Genomic DNA, 19,573 nt, shown 5'->3' with positions numbered 1-19,573 from the left:
GGTGCCGCTTCCTGACTCGGGGAGCGGCACCTCACATCGGGGTGGGCGCGATCTCGTCGACGAGGCCGCGCACACGTCGTTCGATCTCGTCACGAATGGGCCGGATCTGCTCGACCCCTTGGCCTGCCGGGTCTTCGAGCGTCCAGTCCAGGTAGCGCTTGCCGGGGAAGAACGGGCAGGTGTCGCCGCATCCCATCGTGATGACGACGTCCGAGGCCTGCACCGCGTCGGTGGTCAGCACCTTCGGCGTCTCCTGGGAGATGTCGATGCCGATTTCCTTCATGGCCTGCACGACGTGGGGGTTGACCGTGTCGGCCGGTGCCGATCCGGCGGACCGGACCTCGACGCGGTCCCCGGCGAGGTGCGCGAGGAAGGCGGCGGCCATCTGGGAACGGCCGGCGTTGTGCACGCAGACGAACAGCACGGACGGACGGCTCACGGCGTTTTCTCCTTGGACCTCAACGGAACTGGACTGCTGAAGACGACGGCGACGAGCACCAGCCCGACGACACCGCCGAGAACTTGAGCGGCGATGAACGGTGCGACCGACGAGGGCGCGATCCCGGCGAAGGTGTCCGTGAACGCCCGCCCGATCGTCACGGCCGGGTTCGCGAACGACGTCGAGGACGTGAACCAGTAGGCGGAGCCGATGAACGCCGCCACCGCCATCGGGGCCAGGTGATCCTTGCCGGACCGGAGCAGGCCGAAGATCAGCGCGACCAGTCCCGCCGTGGCCACCACCTCGCCGAGCAGCAGGTTTCCGGCGTCGCGGTGGTGCGTGGACCAGGCGACGAGCGGTTCGGCGAACATCGCGTTGGCCACGACCGCGCCGCCGATCGCACCGGCCGTCTGCGCCGCGACGTAGGCGCCGACCTCTGCGAGCGGCGGGCGGTTCACGAACCACGCGGCGAGCGTGACGACGGGGTTGAAGTGCGCCCCCGACACCGGCCCGAACAGCACGATCAGCACCCCGAGGCCGAGCACCGTGGCCAGCGAGTTGGCCAGCAGCTGCACGCCGACGTCCTGGGACAGTTCCGCGGCTTGAATCCCGGAGCCGACGACCACGGCCACGAGTGCGGCGGTGCCGAGCGCTTCCGCGGCAGCCCGGCGCTGAAGCGAGCCGGTCATGCGTTCACGGAGGTGCGCAGGAACCCGGCGAGCCGGTCGAGCGTGGCGGGCAGAGCCCAGTAGTAGACCCAGGTTCCGCGTCGTTCGCAGTCCACGAGCCCGGCCTGCCGCAGCAGTTTGAGGTGGTGCGAGATCGTTGGCTGCGCCAGCTCGAAGGCCGGTGTCAGCTCGCAGACGCAGACCTCCCCGCCTTCCCGTGACGCGATCATCGACAGCAGCCGCAGCCGCACCGGGTCGCCCAGAGCCTTGAAGACGGCGGCCAGCTCGACGGCCTGTTCGGCGTCCAGCGGCGCAGCGCTCACGGCGGCGCAGCACCCGTCCGGCTTCACGATCTCCAGCTCTTGATTCGACACTCTTCAATCTTGACGTTCTTCGAATCAAGGCGCAAGGTTGTATCGACCAACGTCGATACAACGATCTGAGGGGCAGACATGACCGAGTCCACCGACCTGCGTGAAGTCGTTCGCCAGCGCTACGCCGCAGCAGCCGTGAAGGTGACCGACGGCGGCACGGCGTGCTGTGGACCTCAGCCCATCGAGACCGACGAGAACTTCGGCTCGACCCTCTACGCCGCCGACGACCGCGACGCCCTGCCGGCCGAAGCCGTCGCCGCCTCGCTCGGATGCGGCAACCCGACCGCCGTGGCCGAACTGAACGAGGGCGAGCGCGTGCTCGACCTCGGTTCCGGCGGAGGCATCGACGTCCTGCTGTCCGCGCGTCGAGTCGGCCCCACCGGCAAGGCCTACGGCCTGGACATGACCGAGGAGATGCTGGCTCTGGCGTTGGCCAACACGGCCAAGGCGGGTGTGACCAACGTCGAGTTCCTCAAGGGCGACATCGAGGCGATCCCGTTGCCCGCCAACACCATCGACGTGGTGATCTCGAACTGCGTGATCAACCTGTCGACCGACAAGCCCGCCGTGTTCGCCGAGACCTTCCGCGTTCTCAAGCCGGGCGGCCGGATCGGTGTCTCCGACGTCGTGTCCAACGACGACCTCACGCCCGAGCAGCGAGCCGAGCGCGGCAGCTACGTCGGCTGCATCGCCGGGGCGCTCTCGTTCACCGAGTACCGGCAGGGCCTCGAGGCCGCGGGCTTCACCAGCGTGGAGATCACCTCGACCCACGAGGTCGCCGACGGGATGCACTCCGCGATCGTGCGCGCGGTCAAGCCCGCCTGAAACGCGGAACGGCGCCGCCCCCTGCCCGGGGGAGCGGCGCCGTTCACGAGACCGAAGAGGGGCTCAGCCCTGCTTGGTCTCCCAGAAGATCTTGTCGATCTGCGCGATCAGGTCCAGCAGGGCCTGACCCGACGACGGGTCCATCGACCCCTTGGTGCCGCCCGCGCCCGCGGCCTTGGTGGCGCGGTTGAAGAGGTCGTGCAGCTCGGGGTACTTCTCGAAGTGCGGCGGCTTGAAGTAGTCCGTCCACAGCACCCACAGGTGGTGCTTGACGAGCTCGCTGCGCTGCTCCTTGATCAGGATGGCGCGCTCCCGGAACTCCGGGTCCTCGTTGGCCTGGTACTTCTCCTGGACCGCCTTGATCGACTCGGCCTCGATGCGGGCCTGCGCCGGGTCGTAGACGCCACACGGCAGGTCGCAGTGCGCAGTGGCCTCGACGCGCGGGCGGAGAATGCGCGACACGAGTCGCATCGTTCCTCCCAGAAATGAAAAAACAGTGGATGCTCCGACAGGTAGGACCCTACTCCGGCTGACCGAAGGGTGATCGTTGAGATCGCGTCTCTCCACCGTGCTCGTGAAGGGCCCCTCGATGGTGCCGGCGCTCCGCAACGACGACATCGTGCTGGTCAGGTGGGGTGCGGAACCCAGGCCGAACGACGTCGTCCTGGTGCAGTGGGCCGCCCGGCCGGATCAGTTGTCGATCAAGCGGGCCTCTCACCCAGTGGACGGCGGGTGGCACGTGGTGGGAGACAACCCGTTCGCGAGCACGGACTCCGCGCACCTCGGACCTGCGGAGGTGCTCGGGGTGGTCAAAGCTCGACTATGGCCGAGGCCCAGGATCAGGCTTTGAGGGACGCGTACAGCGCCAGGCAGTCGTCGTACCGCGGCAACGTGCCGGCTTCGTAGGCCTCGGCCAGAGTCGGCGCGGCCTTGTCCTTCTCCGAGAGCAGGAACTCGAACTCGCGCGGCCAGGGCAGGTCCAGCGCCGGGTCGAGCGGCGTGAGGCCGTGCTCGCCGGACGGGTTGTAGGCCGTGGAGCACAGGTAGTTCATGGTCGTGTCGTCTTCCAGGGCGATCATCGCGTGGCCCAGGCCCTCGGCGAGGTACACCGCGTTGGCCTTCGCGGACGAGACGAGCACCGCCTCCCACTGGCCGAACGTGGGGGAGCCCACCCGGATGTCGACGATCACGTCGATGAGCGAGCCGCGCGGGCAGAAGACGTACTTCGCCTGGGACGGCGGGACGTCCGCGTAGTGGATGCCGCGGATGGTGCCCGCGCGGGAGACGCTGTGGTTCGTCTGGGCCAGGCGCAACGGGTGCCCGACGGCCTCGACGAAGGCCGCTTCTTGGTACGGAGAGGCGAACACGCCGCGGTCGTCGGGAAATGTCCTCGGAACGAACTCGAACGCGCCGTCAATTTTGAGCGAACTCGCCTGCATGCCGTCACTCTAAGGCGTCAAAGTTTCTTGACCGATCGGGTGCTTCCTGCCTGCATAAACCGACCGGTCGGTGCAGAAAACCGGACGGACGTCTTGCTACATGCCCTCTGACCTGCGGAAAAAGTGTGATCCCCGCCGCAGACAGCGAGACGCGACCCTGCCACACTTCCGTCACCCGCAGCACTCGGGCGGTTCTGCGACGCAACTCGTCGGAGGGCATCGACCGAGTTTCCAGGCCCCGTGCACCCGGCGTGACAACGCTGGGCCGGTGCGCCGTTTGGTGATGAGCCCAGTTGGGGCTACTACGCCGCCCGCACCGCAGGAGGGACGCCGTGACAGCAGTGAACGAAGCCCGTACCGAGAACTCCGATCCGACGCAGTTGACGGATGAGGAGATCTTCAACGCGCACCTGGGCGGGAAGCTCGAGGTCGGCGCGACCGCCTCGCTCGCTGACCCGAAAGCGCTGTCCATCGCGTACACCCCCGGTGTCGCGCGTGTGAGCAAGGCCATCGCGGAGGACGCCTCCCTCGCCGCGAAGTACACCTGGGCCCACCGCCTGGTCGTCGTCGTGAGCGACGGCACCGCGGTGCTCGGCCTCGGCGACATCGGCCCCAGCGCGTCGCTGCCCGTCATGGAGGGCAAGTCCGCGCTGTTCAAGACGTTCGGCGGCCTCGACTCCATCCCGCTCGTGCTGAACACGACGGACGTGGACGAGATCGTCGAGACGCTCGTCCGGCTGCGCCCGTCGTTCGGCGCGGTCAACCTCGAGGACGTCTCCGCGCCGCGCTGCTTCGAGCTGGAGCAGAAGCTGATCGAGGCGCTCGACTGCCCCGTCATGCACGACGACCAGCACGGCACGGCCGTCGTGTCGCTGGCGGCGTTGAACGGCGCGAACACGGTGCTCGGCAAGAACATCGGTGACCAGCGGGTGGTCATCTCCGGTGCGGGCGCCGCGGGTATCGCGATCGCCAAGATCCTGCTCGCCGCCGGCGTCGGCGACATCACGCTGATCGACTCGCGGGGCATCGTCCGCACGGGCCGGTCGGGCCTCAACCCGATCAAGGAAGAGATCGCGGCGGTCACGAACAAGGCCAACCTCGACGGCGGCATCGACGTGGCTCTGCGCGGCGCGGACGCCTTCATCGGCGTGTCGTCGTCGACGGTGTCCGAGGACCTCATCGCGAGCATGGCGGACGACTCGATCGTGTTCGCACTGTCCAACCCGGACCCCGAGGTGCACCCGGAGGTCGCCGCCCGGCACGCCGCGATCGTGGCGACCGGCCGCAGCGACTTCCCGAACCAGATCAACAACGTGCTCGCGTTCCCCGGCATTTTCCGCGGGGCTCTCGACGCGGGTGCGCGCCGGATCACCGAAGGCATGAAGCTCGCGGCCGCGGATGCCATTCTGGCCGTTGCGAAAGATGATTTGGGTCCAGATCGAATTGTTCCGTCCGCACTGGACCCGCGCGTCGGACCCGAGGTCGCGGCGGCTGTCGCCCTGGCCGCGAAGGCCGACGGGGTCGCCTGATCCAGCCCGGATAATCGCCCGCCTTTTGCAAGTGCACGAGTACCGGAACCACGAACGTGGTTTTTCGTTAACCCGTGCAGGGGTGGGCGATGACGCTCCGAAGCGCTACCGTCCCTCTCCTCGGGTGTTCACCCGAGGAGAGGGTTCGTGTTTGCCGCCGTTCGGGTGCCGTTGTCGTGCCCACCCGAATTGCCGCGGGCGGCGGATGCGGGAGAGGGTGGGCCGGTGCCCAAGTGGGTAGGACGCGCGACGGTGGTGAACGGCCGTGCACGGACGGCTGCGCCAACGACGGGGAAGCCTCCGGTGACGCTGGACGGGCTGACCCTGCCCGACGCGCCGTCGTTGCTCGTCGACGTCAAGGGCGTCGTCATGCAGGCGAACCCCGCCGCCGTGCAGCTGGCCGGCGCACAGGGAGCCGACGACCTCGTCGGGCACCCGCTGGGCGAGCTGCTTCTCGGCAACCAGTCTGACCTGCGGTTGTTACGAGCCGACCGCACCGAGCTGCCGGTGCGCGTGGCCAGGCACGCCGTGCCCGGAACAGGCCTGCAGGCCGTTCTGCTGATCGACGTCTCCGACCTCTCCGCCGCCGCCGACGCGTTGCGCGACGAACAGCGGCGGCTGCGCAAGGTCCAGCGGGTCGCGAACCTGGGCTCGTGGGAGTACGACCCGGAGACGGGCCTGACCGTCTGGTCCGACACCCACTACGAGCTGCTCGGCCTCGAACGCGGCGGCGTCGTGCCCGGCGCTCAGGCCGTCCTCGACGTCGTGCACCCCGACGACTACGACATGGTCGAGTCGTACTGGCAGGGCCGCGAGATCACCGGCGACCCGATAGACATCGAGTACCGGATCGTGCGCCCGGACGGCCAGCTGCGGTGGATCCGCGGTGTCGCCGAGGCGAGGCTGCTCGACGACGGCCAGCTGGACAAGATCACCGGCTACATCCGCGACATCACCGAGTCCAAGCGCGCGGCCACCGAGCTCGCGCAGGAACGGGCGCGGCTGCTCGAAGCCCAGCGCATCGCCCGCATCGGCAGCTGGGCGTACGAGACCGGCACCCGTGCGGTGCACCGCAGCGAGGTGCTGCTGGAGATGTACGCCGAGCTCGGCATGACGCCCGGCGACGACCTGCTCAGCGGCGTGCACCCGGACGACAGGGAAGTCGTCAAGAACCTGCGGCACCAGCTGCTGCACGCCCAGGACGACGACCCGGTCGAGGTCGAGGTGCGCAGCGAGACCGGCGACCGCATCTACATGTGCCGCGCCCGCGCCGAAATTTCGCCGTCGGGCCGCATAGAGCGCTTCCACGGCACCATCCAGGACGTCACGGAGGCCCGCGAGCTGGAACGCCAGATGCGCGAGGACCGCCGCAGACTGGCCGACGCTCAGCAGGCCGCGCGCCTGGGCATGTGGGAGTGGAACCCGGCGACCGGCGACGTCGTGTGGTCGGACATGCTGCGCGAGCTCTACGGCATCCCCGCCGACGTGGCGGGCAGCTACCAGCACTACCTCGACCTCGTGCACCCCGAGGACCGCGCCTGGGTCGACGACCTGTGGCGCCAGCTCGCGGTCGACGAGATCGCCGTGCAGTGCGAGCACCGCGTGGTGCGCCGCGACGGTTCCACCCGGATCTTCCGCTGCCACGGCATGATCGTTCGTGATCCGCAGGGCAAGCAGCTGGCCGTCGGCACCGCTCAGGACGTGACGGAGCAGCGTGCCGCCGAGGCTCGCATGAAGCGTTCCTCGCAGCGCTTCACGGACCTGGTGTCGGTCACGCCGGTCGGCATCGGCCTGTTCGACGAGGGCGAGCGCCTGGTCGACGCCAACGACGCACTTTGTGACTTGCTGGGCATGGAGCTGGAGCAGCTGCGCGGCATGACCGCGGAGCAGCTCACCCACCCCGAGGACACCTCGCCGGGACTGCAGTGGGCCGCCGAGCGCACGCAGAAGATCCCGCAGCGCATCCTCGTGCGTCCCGACGGCGAGAAGGTCTACTGCGAGCTGCACATCGCGTTGTCCGTGCAGGACGACGGCCGCAGGTTCTGGCTGATCGTGTTCCTGGACATCACCGAACGCCGCCGCACCGCGGAAGCCCTGCGCCACCAGGCGACGCACGACGAGCTGACCGGGCTGCCGAACCGCGCTCTGGTCAAGGAGATGCTCGGCAAGCTGCTGGACGGCCCCGGCCGGTCCAAGGTCGCCGTGTTCTTCTGCGACATCGACAACTTCAAGCGCGTCAACGACTCTCTCGGCCACGACGCGGGCGACGAGCTGCTGGTGGCCCTGGCGCGCCGGCTTGAAGGCGGGTTGCCTGATGGGTGCACCGCGGCGCGTTTGTCCGGCGACGAGTACGTGATCATCTGCGAGGACATCGACTCGGTGGGTGGCGTGGACGCTCTCGCCACTCGGGTCGCTTCCCTGTTGAGGACAGCGGTTCCGGTGCACGGGCAGCTGGTCCGGGTCTCGGCCTCGATCGGTGCGGCTGTTCCCAACGGCTCGCGAGCCAATGGCGCTGATTTGCTGAGGTTCGCTGACGCGGCCATGTTCGAGGCGAAGCGCAACGGTGCCGGGCGGGTCTCGCTGGCTTCGGCGGCGCTGATCGCTTCCGCGGACCGCCAGGTGCACCTAGAAGGCCAGCTGCGCGACGCCTTGCAGCACGACGGTCTGGCGTTGCACTTCCAGCCGGTCGTCGGTGTGGACGGTGCCGTGCTGACCGCCGAGGCCCTGGTGCGCTGGCCGCATCCGGACCGCGGCCTGCTGCCGCCGGACGTGTTCCTGCCGGTCGCCGAGCAGGGCGACCTGATGCGAGAACTCGACCGCTGGGTGCTGCGGACGGCGCTGAAGGAGGCCGCGACCTGGCCCGCGCCCGACGGCCGCCCGGTGTCGGTGGCCATCAACCTGGCGGGCCTGGTGCCGGGCGATCCGGAGTTCGTCGACATCGTGTCGACCGCGATCATGGAGTCCGGCGTCCCGTGGGAACGCGTGGTGCTGGAACTGGTCGAGACCGCGTTCGTAGACCTGCCGTCCCGCGTCCGCCAGTCGATGGACGAACTGGTGAAGCGCGGCGTGCAGTTCGCCGTCGACGACTTCGGCACCGGCTACTCGTCGCTGGCCCGCCTGAAGGACCTGCCGGCCCAGATCATCAAGGTGGACCGCCGCTTCGTTTCCGGCGTGGGCAACGACTCCTCGGACTTCGCCGTAGCCCGCGCCGTCGTGGACATGGCCCGCGCGATGGGACGCAAGTGCGTGGCCGAGGGTGTCGAGACGGCCACGCAGTTCCACGTGCTGCGCGGTGTCGGCGTGGACGCGTACCAGGGCTGGTTGTTCTCGCGTCCGGTGCCGCCGAAGGAGTTCCGGGCCATCCTGGCTCTTGGTCCGCTGCACATCCCGCGTGCCGGATAGTCGTTCGCCGCTGCCGCGCTGGACTGTTCCGGTTGTCGCGGCGGCGATTCTTCTGGTGTCGGCGGCGGCTCTTGTCGTGTTGTGGGTGTGGATCGACTCGCTGCGGTTTGCCGACGTGGATAAGCGGGCGACTGCGCACCTGGAGGCGGTGAAGGTCGCCTCGGCCATTGCGGTGGGTGGTGGCGGGCTGTTCGCGTTGTACTTGGCTGCTCGGCGGCAACGGACGCAGGAGCTTGAGCTGGAGGTTCGCCGCGAAGAACTGCACGGGCGCGACCTGGACGCGGCTGAGCGGCGAGTCACTGAGCTCTACACGAAGGCTGCGGACCAGCTGGGTTCGGACAAGGCTCCTGTCCGTCTGGCCGGCATGTACGCGCTCGACCGACTCGCGAACGACAACCCGCAACACCGCCAGGTCGTGATCGACCTGCTCTGCGCCTACCTGCGGATGCCGTATCCGGCCGCGGACTCGACGCAGGGGCAGAAGGCCGAAGAACGCGAGGTGCGGATGACAGCCCAACGACTCCTCGCGACGCGCTCTCGCCCGTTCACGGATCCTGAAAGACCCGAACAGGAGAACCCGAAGTACTGGCCCGAACTGTTCGAGTTCGACCTCACCGGCGCCACGCTGGCCGACTTCAACATGAGCGGATGCAGAGTGAGCTTGGCCAACTTCGGCAAAGCCGTGTTTGTCGGTGACGCGACTTTCGCCCGGGCTGTGTTCAGGGACGTTGCCGAGTTCAGCAGCGCAACATTCGGTGGAGTGGTCGGCTTCGAGCACGCTGTGTTCGAACATGCTGCGGAGTTCGGCGATGCCCGGTTCGAGCACCATACCGAGTTCTCCTCCGCCCAATTTCGGGCCTTCGCATACTTCGTTGATGCGAGTTTCGACGGCCGGGCCGTGTTCGCAGGCACCTTGTTCGACGGTGAGGGGGTCTTCGAGCGAGCTGAGTTCGCGAGCTACTGCACCTTCATCGGCGCGATCTTCCGCGACGGTGTTGACTTCGTAGCGGCCGGATTCGCTGGCAGCACGGAGTTCTCCGACGTGAAGTTCGGTCGCGGCAGCTCGTTCGAGAACGCGGCGTTCTCGGTGCGTCCTGACCTCGACGAGAAGATCGTGGACCTGTCCGGCCTCATGATCGGCCGCGAGTCCGTGGAGACGGCGGACTAAGCAGGCGGCTCCAGGTACTTCGCGCTGTCCGCCACCGCCCTCAACACCGCCGCGATCCGGTGCTTAGGCAGGTCGATCAGCCGCAGCTCCAAGTCGTCCTCGGCGATCGGCGCGTTGTCGACGATCTCCCGAGCCTGGTTCTTCGTCAGCAACCCGGAAGACCCGCTGATCAACGCCTCCCGCCACACGTTGCGCAGCTTCCCGTGCGCCTTCATCAGGATCTCGCGCACCACCCGGTCCGCGACCGACAGCGTGCCGGTGAGCACCTGGTCGGCGACGACGATCGTGGTCTTGCTGTCCGGGTTGTTGCGCAGGAATTTCAGCGTGAACCGGGTCCGCACCAGCTCCTGCAGCTCCGTCTGCCCCGCCGCCGACGAGACCGCGGGATGGTTGTTCGGCACCAGGCACGCCAGCCGCGCCGGCGACGAAGCCAGCAGGGTCCGCAGCAACCACGGCCCCGGATCCGCCGACAGGTCGACGGCCAGCGACGCCGCGCCCTTGCCGACGGGCTCGGCCCAGCCGGCGGCGCGGGGCTTGGGCGGCGGCGAGGACTCGGGGCGCGGCGCCAGTTCCGACAAAGCCGTGAGAGCTTCCTTCGACGGGCCCGAGGACTCCACGGACTGCGCGCCGTGCGTGTAGATCCGCGTGCCACCCGTCACCGCACGTCGCCCGGTCGGCCTGCACACGTACAGATCGGCGGCCGATCCGATGGCCTGGGCGCCGTCGAACCGGTGGAACGCGGGCAGGATCGCCTCGAACACCAACCCGAGCTTCTGCAACTCCTGCTGCACCTTCAGGCCCAGCGCGGGCGTGCGGTCGGAGAACCCGTAGGCCAGCAGCACCCGGCCGTCGGCCACGTCGGCCAGCGCCTCGACGGCACGGCCGGCGAACAGGCCCATGCCCTCCGGCGAGTAGGGCGGGTCGCTGAACACGAGGTCGACGGACTCGAGAACCGAGGCGGGCAGCCCGAAACGCATGTCGCAGTGCAACGTCCGGATGTCCAGACCGCGTGCGGAGGCGCGGGAGTCGATGAACTCCAGCAGCCGCTCGTCCAGATCCACGACCGTGATCGACACGTGGGGGTTGACCGCGGCCACGGCCAGCGAGGTCAGGTCGTGGTCGCCCAGGCACAGCAAACGCTTGCCCGCCAGGTCGTAGACGGAGTCCAGCCACACCGCGCGGTTCAGGGCCGTCTCGGCGGTGGCCTGCACGTGGTCCAACGAGGACAAAGGCGGCGGCACATCGGCGATGTCGACGAGGATCTGGCGCAGCACGTCGTTGTGGTCGCGGACGCCTGAGATGCCGAAACTGTCCCGATACGCGGCTACGGCACCGGGCGCGATGCGATAACGATCGTCTGAAGATTCGGCGTCGTCACCGAGGGCCTTGAGCAGGTCCTGGACGGTGCGGCGGGGCACGGCGGGCAGGCGCACGAGCTCGGCCAGCGGGTGCCAGTCCTCGCTGAGCAGGGACAACACTTCGCGGAGCTTGCGGGCGTGCACGCCGCGCTCCGCTACCAACTGGCGAACCTGGTCGATCGTCACAAGCCCGAAACCATACGGCCTGTCACATGGTGGAACGCTGTGCCGGGGTACGCCGAACGAGTTAAGGTCCTAGGGATCTGCATCCAGGGCGGTCCAAATCGGGTGACCGTCACGACCGGAGGGATCCGAAGGGTGATCGAGTTCCGGGCCGTCACCAAGCGGTTCGAGGACGGGACCATCGCTGTCGACGAGCTCGACCTCGCGGTCGAGGCGGGCACCATCACGGTGTTCGTCGGTCCTTCCGGCTGCGGCAAGACGACGTCGCTGCGCATGGTCAACCGCATGATCGACCCGACGTCGGGCACGATCCTGGTGGACGGCAAGGACGTCCTGTCCGTCGACCCGCCGACGCTGCGCCGCGGCATCGGCTACGTGATCCAGCAGGCGGGGCTGTTCCCGCACCGCACCGTGCTGGACAACGTCGCGACCGTGCCGCTGCTGTCCGGTTGGGACAGACGCAAGGCGCGCACCCGTGCCGCGGAGTTGCTGGAGATCGTCGGGCTCGACCCGGCGTTTGGCAAGCGCTACCCGGCTCAGCTCAGTGGCGGTCAGCAGCAACGCGTGGGCGTCGCCCGTGCGCTGGCGGCCGACCCGCCCGTGTTGTTGATGGACGAACCGTTCAGCGCGGTCGACCCCGTCGTCAGGGAAGACCTGCAGAACGAACTTCTTCGCCTGCAAGCGGAACTCGACAAGACGATCGTGTTCGTCACGCACGACATCGACGAAGCGTTGAAGCTCGGCGAGCGCGTCGCGGTGTTCCAGACGGGCGGGCACCTCGCGCAGTACGCGAAGCCGACCGAGCTGCTGGCCGCGCCCGCCAACGACTTCGTGGCGTCCTTCGTCGGCAGGGACCGCGGCTACCGCACCCTCACGTTCCTGCACGCCGACGTGCCCGTGCACCCCATCAGCACGGCCAGGCTCGGTGAGCGGATCACCGTCACGGACTGGACGCTCGTCGTCGACGACGCGAACCGGCCCAAGGGCTGGCTGTCCGGTGTGGACGGTGAGGTCGAGGTCGGTGACCACCACCTGATCTCCGGCGGCTCCCTCTACGACGGCGGCACGTTGCGCGGCGCGCTCGACGCGGCCCTCAGCTCGCCGTCCGCGCTCGGCGTGGTGGTCGACGACAAGGGCGCGGTCACCGGCGTGGTCAAGGCGGACGACGTGATCAAGGCGCTCGCGAAGGCCCGCGCGGCGGGTGAGGTCCCGAAGTGACCTGGATTTTCGAGAACTGGGAAAGGTTCTGGGAAGTCACCGAGGTGCACCTCCGGCTCTCCGTCGTGCCGGTGCTGATCGGGTTCGTGCTGTCCATCCCCCTGGGGTGGGTGGCGAGCCGGTCGTCCACGGCGCGCGCGATCCTCTTCCCGCTGGCCAACATCCTGTTCACGATCCCGTCCATCGCGCTGATCGTGATCACCCCGGTGCTGCTCGGCGTGAAGATCCTCGACGAGATCAACGTCATCGTGCCGCTGACCATCTACACGGTCGCGCTGATGGTCCGCTCGGTCGCCGACGCGCTGTCGGCGGTGCCGGGCCACGTCACCGCCGCGGCGAACGCGATGGGGTTCCGGCCGTTGCGCAGGTTCCTCACCGTCGACTTCCCGCTCGCCCTGCCGGTCACGATCGCGGGCTTGCGCGTTGCGACGGTGTCGAACATCAGCATGGTGAGCGTCGGCGCGCTCGTCGGCCTCGGCGGTTACGGCCAGCTCTTCACCGAGGGCTACCAGACCGACAACAGCGCCAAGGTCTTCGCGGGTCTCATCGGGACGGTCGTGCTCGCGGCGCTGGCGGACGGATTGCTGTTGCTGATCGGGCGAGTGCTCACGCCGTGGGCAAGGGCGGGGAGGTGAGCTGAATGGGTGGCTGGCTCTTCGACCCCGCGCACTGGTCCGGCACGACCGGGATCCCGGTGCGGCTGCTGGAACATCTCGGCTACACGTTGCTGACGCTGGTGATCGCCGCGGTGATCGCGGTCCCGCTCGGCGCGTTCGTCGGCCACACCGGCAAGGGCGGGTTCGTGATCGTCGGGCTCTCCAACGTGCTGCGCGCTCTGCCGACGACCGCGGTGCTGATCCTCGTCGTGCTGTGGGCGGGTCTCGGTGACTTCCCGGTGTACGTCGCGCTGGTGCTGCTGGCGATCCCGCCGATCATGGCGGGCACCTACGCGGGCATCCGCGCGGTCGACCCGGTGACCGTCGACGCGGCACGAGGCGTCGGCATGCGCGAGTCGGGTGTGTTGCTCCAGGTGGAGATCCCGAACGCGCTTCCGTTGATCTTCGGCGGTTTTCGCGGCGCCGCACTGCAGGTCGTCGCGACCGCCACCATCGCCGCCTACACCGGCGCCGGTGGTCTCGGCAGGTTCGTCTTCGACGGCCTCGCCCTGCAGGAGTTCGGTCAGATGCTCGCCGGCGCGGTGCTCGTGGCACTGCTCGCCGTTCTCGTCGACCTGGGGTTCGCCGGCCTGCAAAGGCTGACGGTCTCGCCAGGGCTGCGTCCAGTGGGAACCGGAGGAACGAAATGAAGCGCATCGCCACGGCTGTCGCTGCCGTGATGCTCTTGTCGGCGTGCGGCGGTGACCCGTTGCAGGGCGGCGGCAACAACCCGGCCCCGACGGACACGATCGTCGTGGGCTCCGCCAACTTCCCGGAGTCGACCGTGCTGGCCGAGATCTACGCGCAAGCGTTGGCGGCCAAGGGCGTCAAGGTCTCCAAGAAGCTGAACATCGGCAACCGCGAGCTGTACTTCAAGGGCGTGCAGGACGGCTCGATCGACCTGATCCCGGAGTACAGCGGCGTGCTTCTCAAGCACGTCAACAAGGAAGCCCAGGAGGTCAGCGCCGACGAGGTCTACACGGCGCTGAAGAAGTCGCTGCCGCAGGGCCTGACCGTGCTGGACAAGTCCTCGGCCGAGGACAAGGACGCGGTCGTCGTCACCAAGCAGATCGCCGCGCAGTACAGCCTCAAGTCGATCGACGACCTCGTGCCGTACTGCAAGGAACTGGTCTTCGGCGGCCCGGCGGAGTTCCAGAACCGCCCCGACGGCCTGCCCGGCCTGAAGGCCAAGTACGCCTGCGAGTTCAAGGAGTTCAAGGCCCTCGACGTCGGCGGACCGCTGACCGTGGCCGGCCTGAAGGACAACACGGTGCAGGCGGCCGACCTGTTCACGACCGACGCCGCCATCAAGGCCAACGAGTTCGTGGTGCTCGAGGACCCGAAGAACGTCTTCGCCGCGCAGAACGTCCTGCCGCTCGTCAACGAGAAGAAGGCGTCGCAGCAGGTCCGCGACACCCTCAACGCCATCTCGAAGAAGATCGACACGAAGACGCTGCTGGACCTGAACCAGAAGCTGTCGTCGCCGGACAAGCCGGAGCCGGAGAAGGTCGCCAAGGAGTGGCTGGCCTCCGCGGGAATCTGATCTGACGAAGGACAACGGGGCGGACACCGGCAGGTGTTCGCCCCGTTTCTCGTTTCACAGCATCAGATCGGCCACGCGGGCGCTCAGGTCGACGGTGATGAGCCGGTCGGTGAAACCGAGCGAGTGATTGATCCTGAGCATCTGCTCGTTGGTGGTGTTCGTCTCGGTCTCGATGATCTCGAAGCCGGTGAGCTGGTGCAGCAGGTGCGCCTTGACGAGCCGTCCGAGTCCCTTGCCGCGATGTGCGCGAAGCACACCGGTGTGCTGTTGATGGCCGACAGAAGGCCGCGAGAGCCTTCGGTGCAACACCGTCACCGCGGCGGCCTCGGTGCCGTGCAGCGCGAGGACGACCCACACCTCGCCACCGGCGGCGAGCAGTTCGTCCTCCGCCTGACGCACCCGTTCCCGCGTGAACGTCGCCAGCTCGTACGGGCTGTCGCCCATGGGCTGGTCGCCCGTCGTGTTGAGCGCGTCGACGTAGGCGTCGAGCAGGTCGTCCGGCGCTCGCCCGGTCCACTGCACCAACCGGTGTCCTGGCGGGACCTCGCCCACCTCCGGCAGCGGATCGGTGAGCACGAGGTCCTGCAGGGTGAGTGAGCTGACGACCGTGAAACCACGGCGGGTGGCCCACCGCGCGCCCTCGCTGTCACCAGGAATCCACGAGACTCCTGCGGTGTCGCGGTTCGCCAGGCGCAGGGCGTGCCGGAGCAGCGCGGTGCCGATGCCCCGGCGCCGCCACTGCTCGCCCACGATGGTGCTGCCCGCGACCAGGTGGGTGTTGTCCGTCGTCGGCAGGTATCCGTACGCGTATCCGACGACGTGCCCGTTCTCCCGTGCGACCAGGAACCGTGCGCGGCCCCAGTTGCCTTCGGGCGTCTGATTGCGGCGCACCCACCCGCTGAAATCCGGCAGCCGGCGTGGTGGCATCGCTTTCGTCCACCAGTCCACCTGAAGGTCGAAGAGCTCGCGCTGGTCGGCCTCGGCGGCGTTGGCGAAGTCGAGTTCCTCGATATCGATTACCCCCATGCGCGCTATGCAACCAGGCGGTGGCGCTCCGTCCACGCGGCGACCTCGGCGGCGATCTCCTTCGGCCTGTCCTCCTGCGCGTGATGTCCGGCCTCGCCAACGGAAACCACGTCCAGCGCGGCGATGTTCTGCTCGCACCAGGCGCGCAACTGCGGCCCGATCAGCAACGTCGGCGAGCCTTCGAAGGTGAGCAGCAGCTTGGGCACCTGCGACTCGGCCAGCCAGGCGTCGTAGGCCTCGACGCGCGGGATCAGTTCGGCGGGCTCGCCGTCGAACGGCATCTGCCGCGCCCACGCGAGCACCGGACGCCGGCTCGACGCGTCGGGGAACGGCGCCAGGTGCGCGGCCATGTCGGAGTCCGAGACGGGCGTGAGCACACCGCCGGTGTATGCCTGGCGCACGAACCCGTTGTCCTCCAGCACCTCGGTGGTGCGGAACCTCCGGACCCGTTCCTGCGCGGGCAACGGGAGCTCGGAGCCGGTCATCGGCTTCACGATCGTCTCGAAGAAGGCGATCCCGGCAACACGTGAGGGGTGCCGGGCCGCCCAGTCGAACGCCAGCGCGCCACCCCAGTCGTGGCCCACCAAGACCACGCGGTCCAGATCGAGGGAGTCGAACCACGCGTCGAGGTAGCGGGCGTGGTCGGCGAACGAGTAGGCGATGTCCGGCTTGCCCGAGCGGCCCATGCCGATCAGGTCGGGCGCCAGGCCACCCAACTCGGGCAGCACGTGGCGCCATGCAAAAGATGAGCCGGGGTTGCCGTGCAGGAACACGAACGGCGCGGAGCCGGACTGCTCGTAGTGCATGGTCGAGTCGAGAACGGGGACAACAGGCATGACAGAACTCCTCAGGAGAGCGGAACGGCGAGCAGGGCGACGAGCTCGCGCGAGAAGGTGTCGGCACGGTCGCCCAACGGCTCCAGCAGCCGGTCCAGCAGCGAGCTGACCAGCGCGATCGCGGGCTCCACGGTCGTGCGCCCGTGCGGAGTCAGCGACAGCCGCACGGTCCGTGTGTCGACGGCATCCCGTGTGCGCGAGATGAACCCCGACGCTTCCAAAGAGCGCGCCAGCTTCGAGACGTACAACGCTTCAAGGCCTGTGTGATAAGCCAGTTCGCGCTGCGACGGCCGGTCCAGCGCCACCAACGACGAGAGCACGACGTACTGCGCGTGCGTCAGGCCGAGAGGGTCCAACGCGCGGTCCACGGCCGTCCGCCACTTCATCGCCAGACGCCACACGAGGTGTCCAGCGGAGAACTCCGCACTGCTCATGGCAGATACGGTACATGGCTACTATGTACATGGCTACTAAGCTGGAGCCGCGTGACCACCAATGCGCGCGGTCAGTTCCTCAGCTGCCTTGCGCACCTCTTTGGCCAGCTCAGGCCACGTCTGGCCGCAGGGCGTGTCGCACACGTGCCGGAACGTCAGCGTGATGGCCGCGATCGGCCGCTCGCCGTGGTCGAACACCGGCGCCGCCACGGACGCGAACCCCACCGTCACGAACCCGTCCTCGACCGCCCAGCCCAGACGACGCTCGTTGGTCAGCAACCGGCGCAACGCGGGCAGGTTGTGCGGCCCGCGCCCGGTCCTGTCGACGAAGGAGGCGACGGACGGGAACAACGCCCTGACCTGCGCAGGAGGTACGTGCGCCAGCATCGCGCGCCCGGAGGCCGTCAGATGTGCGGGCAGCCGGACACCGACGTCGGACACGATCGTCTGCGGCTGCCGCGGCTGCTCGCGCACCAGGTACAGAGCCTCGGCACCGTGCAGAACACCCAGATGGGCGACCTTCTCCATCCGGTCGGCGAGCTTGCGCAGCAGCGGGCGGGCCAGACGTTCCAGCGGGTCGTGGCGAAGGTAGGCGGAGCCGAGTTCGAACGAGGCGACGCCCAGGCCGTACCGCTTCTCCTCGGGAAAGTGCGTCGCGAAGCCGGCCTCGGTCAGCTCCGACAGCAGGTGATAGGTCGTTGACCTGGGCAGATTCAGCTCGCGCGCCACCGACGCCGCGGAGACCGGTCCAGGTCTGCCCGCCAGCAATCGCAGCACCGCGAGTCCACGCCGCAGTGCGGGAACGTCACTGCTGCTGCCCACAACAGTGATTTTCCCACGTGATCCAGCCCACGCCGTTCCGCCATCAGTGCACACTCAACAGAACAGCCCGCACGTGCGTTGGAGTGGCGTGACGGTTTTTAAGGGGGTCGGGATTGACACCGAGTTTCGATGACTTCGTGGCAGAACAGGTGACCCCGTTGCTGCGCTACGCCACCGTGCTCACGTGTGACCCGCACCTGGCCCAGGACGTGGTCCAGGAAGTGCTGCTGCGTGCGCAGCAGAAGTGGGATCGCATCGGTTCAGTCGACCTCCCCAACGCCTACGTCAAGCGCATGGTGACCAACGAGTACCTCTCGTGGCGCCGGCGCAGGGCCGCCAAGGACGTCGCCCTCTGCATGACGACGCTGGAGTCCGTCACACCGCCCGTCGGAGACACGACGCACCACTACGACGAGCGGGAAGCAATGTTGCAGCGGATCGCCAAGCTCCCCCGCAAACAGCGGGCCGCGGTCGTGCTCCGCTACTACGAGAACTACGAGGACTCGGAGATCGCACAGATGCTCGGTTGTGCCGAGGGAACCGTGCGCAGCCACATCTCGCGTGCGCTGGCCACACTCCGCCTGGAACACACGCCGGAACCCGCTGGTGTCGGGTTGCGGCTCGGGGAGGGCCTGTCGTGAACGACACCGAACAGCTCGTCAAGGAGGCGCTCGGCAAGCTCGCCGAACGCACTCCGCATCCGGGGCCGACGCTCAACGCCCTGCGGCGCAAGCGCAAGAGGCACCGCAACGTCTTCATGATCGCCGCCGCCGGAGTCGCCGCCGTCGCCGTGCTGATCTTCGCGGGCGTCATCGCCAGCGACAGGTACGCGCCACCGAGCCCGAACGACGCGGCCGCCGCGCTCCTGCCGACCAACGGACAGGGCGTCGCGCTCAAGTACGCGCCGCACTGGCTGCCGGAGGGCTACGTCGAGAACTTCCGCATGGCGGATCGGGAGATCCACCGGGTCTGGGTGCCCTCGGGCGCCAAGGGCTACCCGTTCACCGACGGCGGCCCCCAGATCGCACTGATCGTGGGCGGCGACCAGCCGGCGGGCGGGGATTGGCAGGACACCTCGGTTCGCGGGTTGAAGGCGAAGATCGCGCTGAGACAGGGCCAGTCGCCCGGTCAGACCGCTGAGGTCGTGTGGCAGGCCCAGGACCTGCTGAAGATCAGCGTGCGCGGGTTCGCCGACGTGCGGCAGATCGCGCTGCAGGTCGCCGAGTCGGTGCGAGCCGACTCGAAGGTCGTGCACAAGAGGGTGTTCAACCTCGACGGCCGTGACGCCCAGGAGATGTGGGGCACCAGCTCTTCGGACTGGGGCGCGCTGCTGCACGTGGGATCGGTCGCGGTCGAGGTGACCACCGGTGAGCCGGCCGGCGCGGGAGTCGGCACTCCGGTCACCGTGCGCGGCAAGCAGGGCCGTGTCTTCAGCGGAGGCAGGCTCGTCGTGCAGGACGGCCCGGTGTGGATCTCCGTGCTCGACCACGACGCGAACGAGGCCAAGCTGGTCGAGCGCGCGAACGCCGTCTCGATCGCACCATCACCGGACACGTCCTGGATCGGCCAGGGCCTCTAGGCGGGCCTGTCTGGAGTCCCAGACACGCATCCGCGCTCCGGGGTCGCTGACTCGGCCCCGGAGCGCTGTGATGT

21 protein-coding genes are annotated in these 19,573 nt (G+C 68.4%); 11 read left to right on the top strand and 10 right to left on the bottom strand.

Annotated features, from left to right (window positions below; all coding sequences use genetic code 11):
- Positions 1-31 precede the first annotated feature (31 nt).
- Genes ABZ345_RS20875 through ABZ345_RS20865 form a run of 3 tightly spaced genes read right to left on the bottom strand, consistent with a single transcriptional unit; the run spans position 32 to position 1,481 of the window.
- A complete protein-coding gene (locus tag ABZ345_RS20875; protein ID WP_359851403.1) occupies positions 32-385 on the bottom strand; it encodes an arsenate reductase ArsC in 354 nt (117 codons plus the stop codon).
- Between the two features lie 50 nt (positions 386-435).
- Complete coding sequence (locus ABZ345_RS20870; protein ID WP_359850973.1) at positions 436-1,128, bottom strand: aquaporin; 693 nt, start codon at positions 1,126-1,128, stop codon at positions 436-438.
- The gene (locus tag ABZ345_RS20865; RefSeq protein ID WP_359850970.1) at positions 1,125-1,481 is read right to left on the bottom strand and encodes a metalloregulator ArsR/SmtB family transcription factor; all 357 of its coding nucleotides are present in this window, start codon (positions 1,479-1,481) and stop codon (positions 1,125-1,127) included. The genes ABZ345_RS20870 and ABZ345_RS20865 overlap by 4 nt, the downstream gene beginning before the upstream one ends.
- A gap of 78 nt (positions 1,482-1,559) precedes the next feature.
- Between ABZ345_RS20865 and arsM the strand changes: the two genes are divergently transcribed.
- On the top strand, positions 1,560-2,306 hold the full coding sequence (arsM, locus tag ABZ345_RS20860; RefSeq protein ID WP_359850967.1) for an arsenite methyltransferase: 747 nt from the start codon (positions 1,560-1,562) through the stop codon (positions 2,304-2,306).
- 63 nt (positions 2,307-2,369) lie between these two features.
- Here the strand turns inward: arsM and sodN are convergent, their stop codons facing one another.
- Complete coding sequence (sodN, locus tag ABZ345_RS20855; RefSeq protein WP_359850964.1) at positions 2,370-2,777, bottom strand: superoxide dismutase, Ni; 408 nt, start codon at positions 2,775-2,777, stop codon at positions 2,370-2,372.
- Between the two features lie 76 nt (positions 2,778-2,853).
- Between sodN and ABZ345_RS20850 the strand changes: the two genes are divergently transcribed.
- Positions 2,854-3,156 (top strand): S24/S26 family peptidase, encoded by a 303-nt coding sequence (locus tag ABZ345_RS20850; protein ID WP_359850961.1) that lies wholly within the window; start codon positions 2,854-2,856, stop codon positions 3,154-3,156.
- On the opposite strand, the gene rfbC is transcribed toward ABZ345_RS20850, so the two are convergent.
- The gene (rfbC, locus tag ABZ345_RS20845; RefSeq protein ID WP_359850958.1) at positions 3,146-3,745 is read right to left on the bottom strand and encodes a dTDP-4-dehydrorhamnose 3,5-epimerase; all 600 of its coding nucleotides are present in this window, start codon (positions 3,743-3,745) and stop codon (positions 3,146-3,148) included. The two genes, ABZ345_RS20850 and rfbC, sit on opposite strands and share 11 nt — an antisense overlap.
- Positions 3,746-4,125: 380 nt before the next feature.
- On the opposite strand from rfbC, the gene ABZ345_RS20840 reads away from it, so the two are divergent.
- From ABZ345_RS20840 to ABZ345_RS20830, 3 genes are all read left to right on the top strand, one after another.
- Positions 4,126-5,274, top strand: a complete 1,149-nt coding sequence (locus ABZ345_RS20840) for a malic enzyme-like NAD(P)-binding protein (protein WP_359851400.1) — start codon at positions 4,126-4,128, stop codon at positions 5,272-5,274.
- 225 nt (positions 5,275-5,499) lie between these two features.
- Positions 5,500-8,676: an EAL domain-containing protein gene (locus ABZ345_RS20835; RefSeq protein WP_359850956.1), complete on the top strand. Its 3,177-nt coding sequence runs from the start codon at positions 5,500-5,502 to the stop codon at positions 8,674-8,676.
- Complete coding sequence (locus tag ABZ345_RS20830; RefSeq protein ID WP_359850953.1) at positions 8,567-9,844, top strand: pentapeptide repeat-containing protein; 1,278 nt, start codon at positions 8,567-8,569, stop codon at positions 9,842-9,844. Before ABZ345_RS20835 ends, ABZ345_RS20830 begins: the two co-directional genes overlap by 110 nt.
- Here ABZ345_RS20830 and ABZ345_RS20825 read toward each other — a convergent pair.
- Positions 9,841-11,388, bottom strand: a complete 1,548-nt coding sequence (locus tag ABZ345_RS20825; RefSeq protein WP_359850950.1) for a bis-aminopropyl spermidine synthase family protein — start codon at positions 11,386-11,388, stop codon at positions 9,841-9,843. The two genes, ABZ345_RS20830 and ABZ345_RS20825, sit on opposite strands and share 4 nt — an antisense overlap.
- Positions 11,389-11,520: 132 nt before the next feature.
- Here ABZ345_RS20825 and ABZ345_RS20820 point away from each other — a divergent pair, with 132 nt between their 5' ends.
- Genes ABZ345_RS20820 through ABZ345_RS20805 form a run of 4 tightly spaced genes read left to right on the top strand, consistent with a single transcriptional unit; the run spans position 11,521 to position 14,802 of the window.
- Positions 11,521-12,603, top strand: coding sequence for an ATP-binding cassette domain-containing protein (locus ABZ345_RS20820; RefSeq protein ID WP_359850947.1), 1,083 nt, complete (start codon positions 11,521-11,523; stop codon positions 12,601-12,603).
- Positions 12,600-13,238: an ABC transporter permease gene (locus tag ABZ345_RS20815; protein WP_359850944.1), complete on the top strand. Its 639-nt coding sequence runs from the start codon at positions 12,600-12,602 to the stop codon at positions 13,236-13,238. The genes ABZ345_RS20820 and ABZ345_RS20815 overlap by 4 nt, the downstream gene beginning before the upstream one ends.
- A 5-nt stretch (positions 13,239-13,243) precedes the next feature.
- Entirely contained in the window at positions 13,244-13,909 is a 666-nt protein-coding gene (locus tag ABZ345_RS20810; protein WP_359850941.1) for an ABC transporter permease, read from the top strand.
- Complete coding sequence (locus ABZ345_RS20805) at positions 13,906-14,802, top strand: ABC transporter substrate-binding protein (RefSeq protein ID WP_359850938.1); 897 nt, start codon at positions 13,906-13,908, stop codon at positions 14,800-14,802. The genes ABZ345_RS20810 and ABZ345_RS20805 overlap by 4 nt, the downstream gene beginning before the upstream one ends.
- 54 nt (positions 14,803-14,856) lie before the next feature.
- Here the strand turns inward: ABZ345_RS20805 and ABZ345_RS20800 are convergent, their stop codons facing one another.
- From ABZ345_RS20800 to ABZ345_RS20785, 4 genes are read right to left on the bottom strand one after another with little or no spacing between them, the layout of a single operon-like run.
- Positions 14,857-15,828 (bottom strand): GNAT family N-acetyltransferase, encoded by a 972-nt coding sequence (locus ABZ345_RS20800; protein ID WP_359850935.1) that lies wholly within the window; start codon positions 15,826-15,828, stop codon positions 14,857-14,859.
- A 5-nt stretch (positions 15,829-15,833) separates the two neighbouring features.
- On the bottom strand, positions 15,834-16,664 hold the full coding sequence (locus ABZ345_RS20795) for a haloalkane dehalogenase (protein ID WP_359850932.1): 831 nt from the start codon (positions 16,662-16,664) through the stop codon (positions 15,834-15,836).
- Positions 16,665-16,675: 11 nt separating this feature from the next.
- Positions 16,676-17,098, bottom strand: coding sequence for a MarR family transcriptional regulator (locus tag ABZ345_RS20790; RefSeq protein WP_359850929.1), 423 nt, complete (start codon positions 17,096-17,098; stop codon positions 16,676-16,678).
- Positions 17,099-17,134: 36 nt separating this feature from the next.
- Positions 17,135-17,920, bottom strand: a complete 786-nt coding sequence (locus ABZ345_RS20785) for an IclR family transcriptional regulator (RefSeq protein WP_359850926.1) — start codon at positions 17,918-17,920, stop codon at positions 17,135-17,137.
- Between the two features lie 113 nt (positions 17,921-18,033).
- On the opposite strand from ABZ345_RS20785, the gene ABZ345_RS20780 reads away from it, so the two are divergent.
- Both ABZ345_RS20780 and ABZ345_RS20775 read left to right on the top strand, forming a co-directional pair.
- Positions 18,034-18,561 (top strand): SigE family RNA polymerase sigma factor, encoded by a 528-nt coding sequence (locus tag ABZ345_RS20780; RefSeq protein WP_359850923.1) that lies wholly within the window; start codon positions 18,034-18,036, stop codon positions 18,559-18,561.
- Positions 18,558-19,499 carry a hypothetical protein gene (locus ABZ345_RS20775; protein ID WP_359850920.1) on the top strand — a complete coding sequence of 314 codons (942 nt, stop codon included), beginning with the start codon at positions 18,558-18,560 and terminating at the stop codon, positions 19,497-19,499. Before ABZ345_RS20780 ends, ABZ345_RS20775 begins: the two co-directional genes overlap by 4 nt.
- Positions 19,500-19,573 lie beyond the last annotated feature (74 nt).

It is taken from the genome of Lentzea sp. NPDC005914 (genome assembly GCF_040629405.1).
Classification (GTDB): Bacteria; Actinomycetota; Actinomycetes; order Mycobacteriales; family Pseudonocardiaceae; genus Lentzea.
Note: the sequence above shows the minus strand (reverse complement) of the source record. Positions and strands in the feature narration are given on the sequence as shown.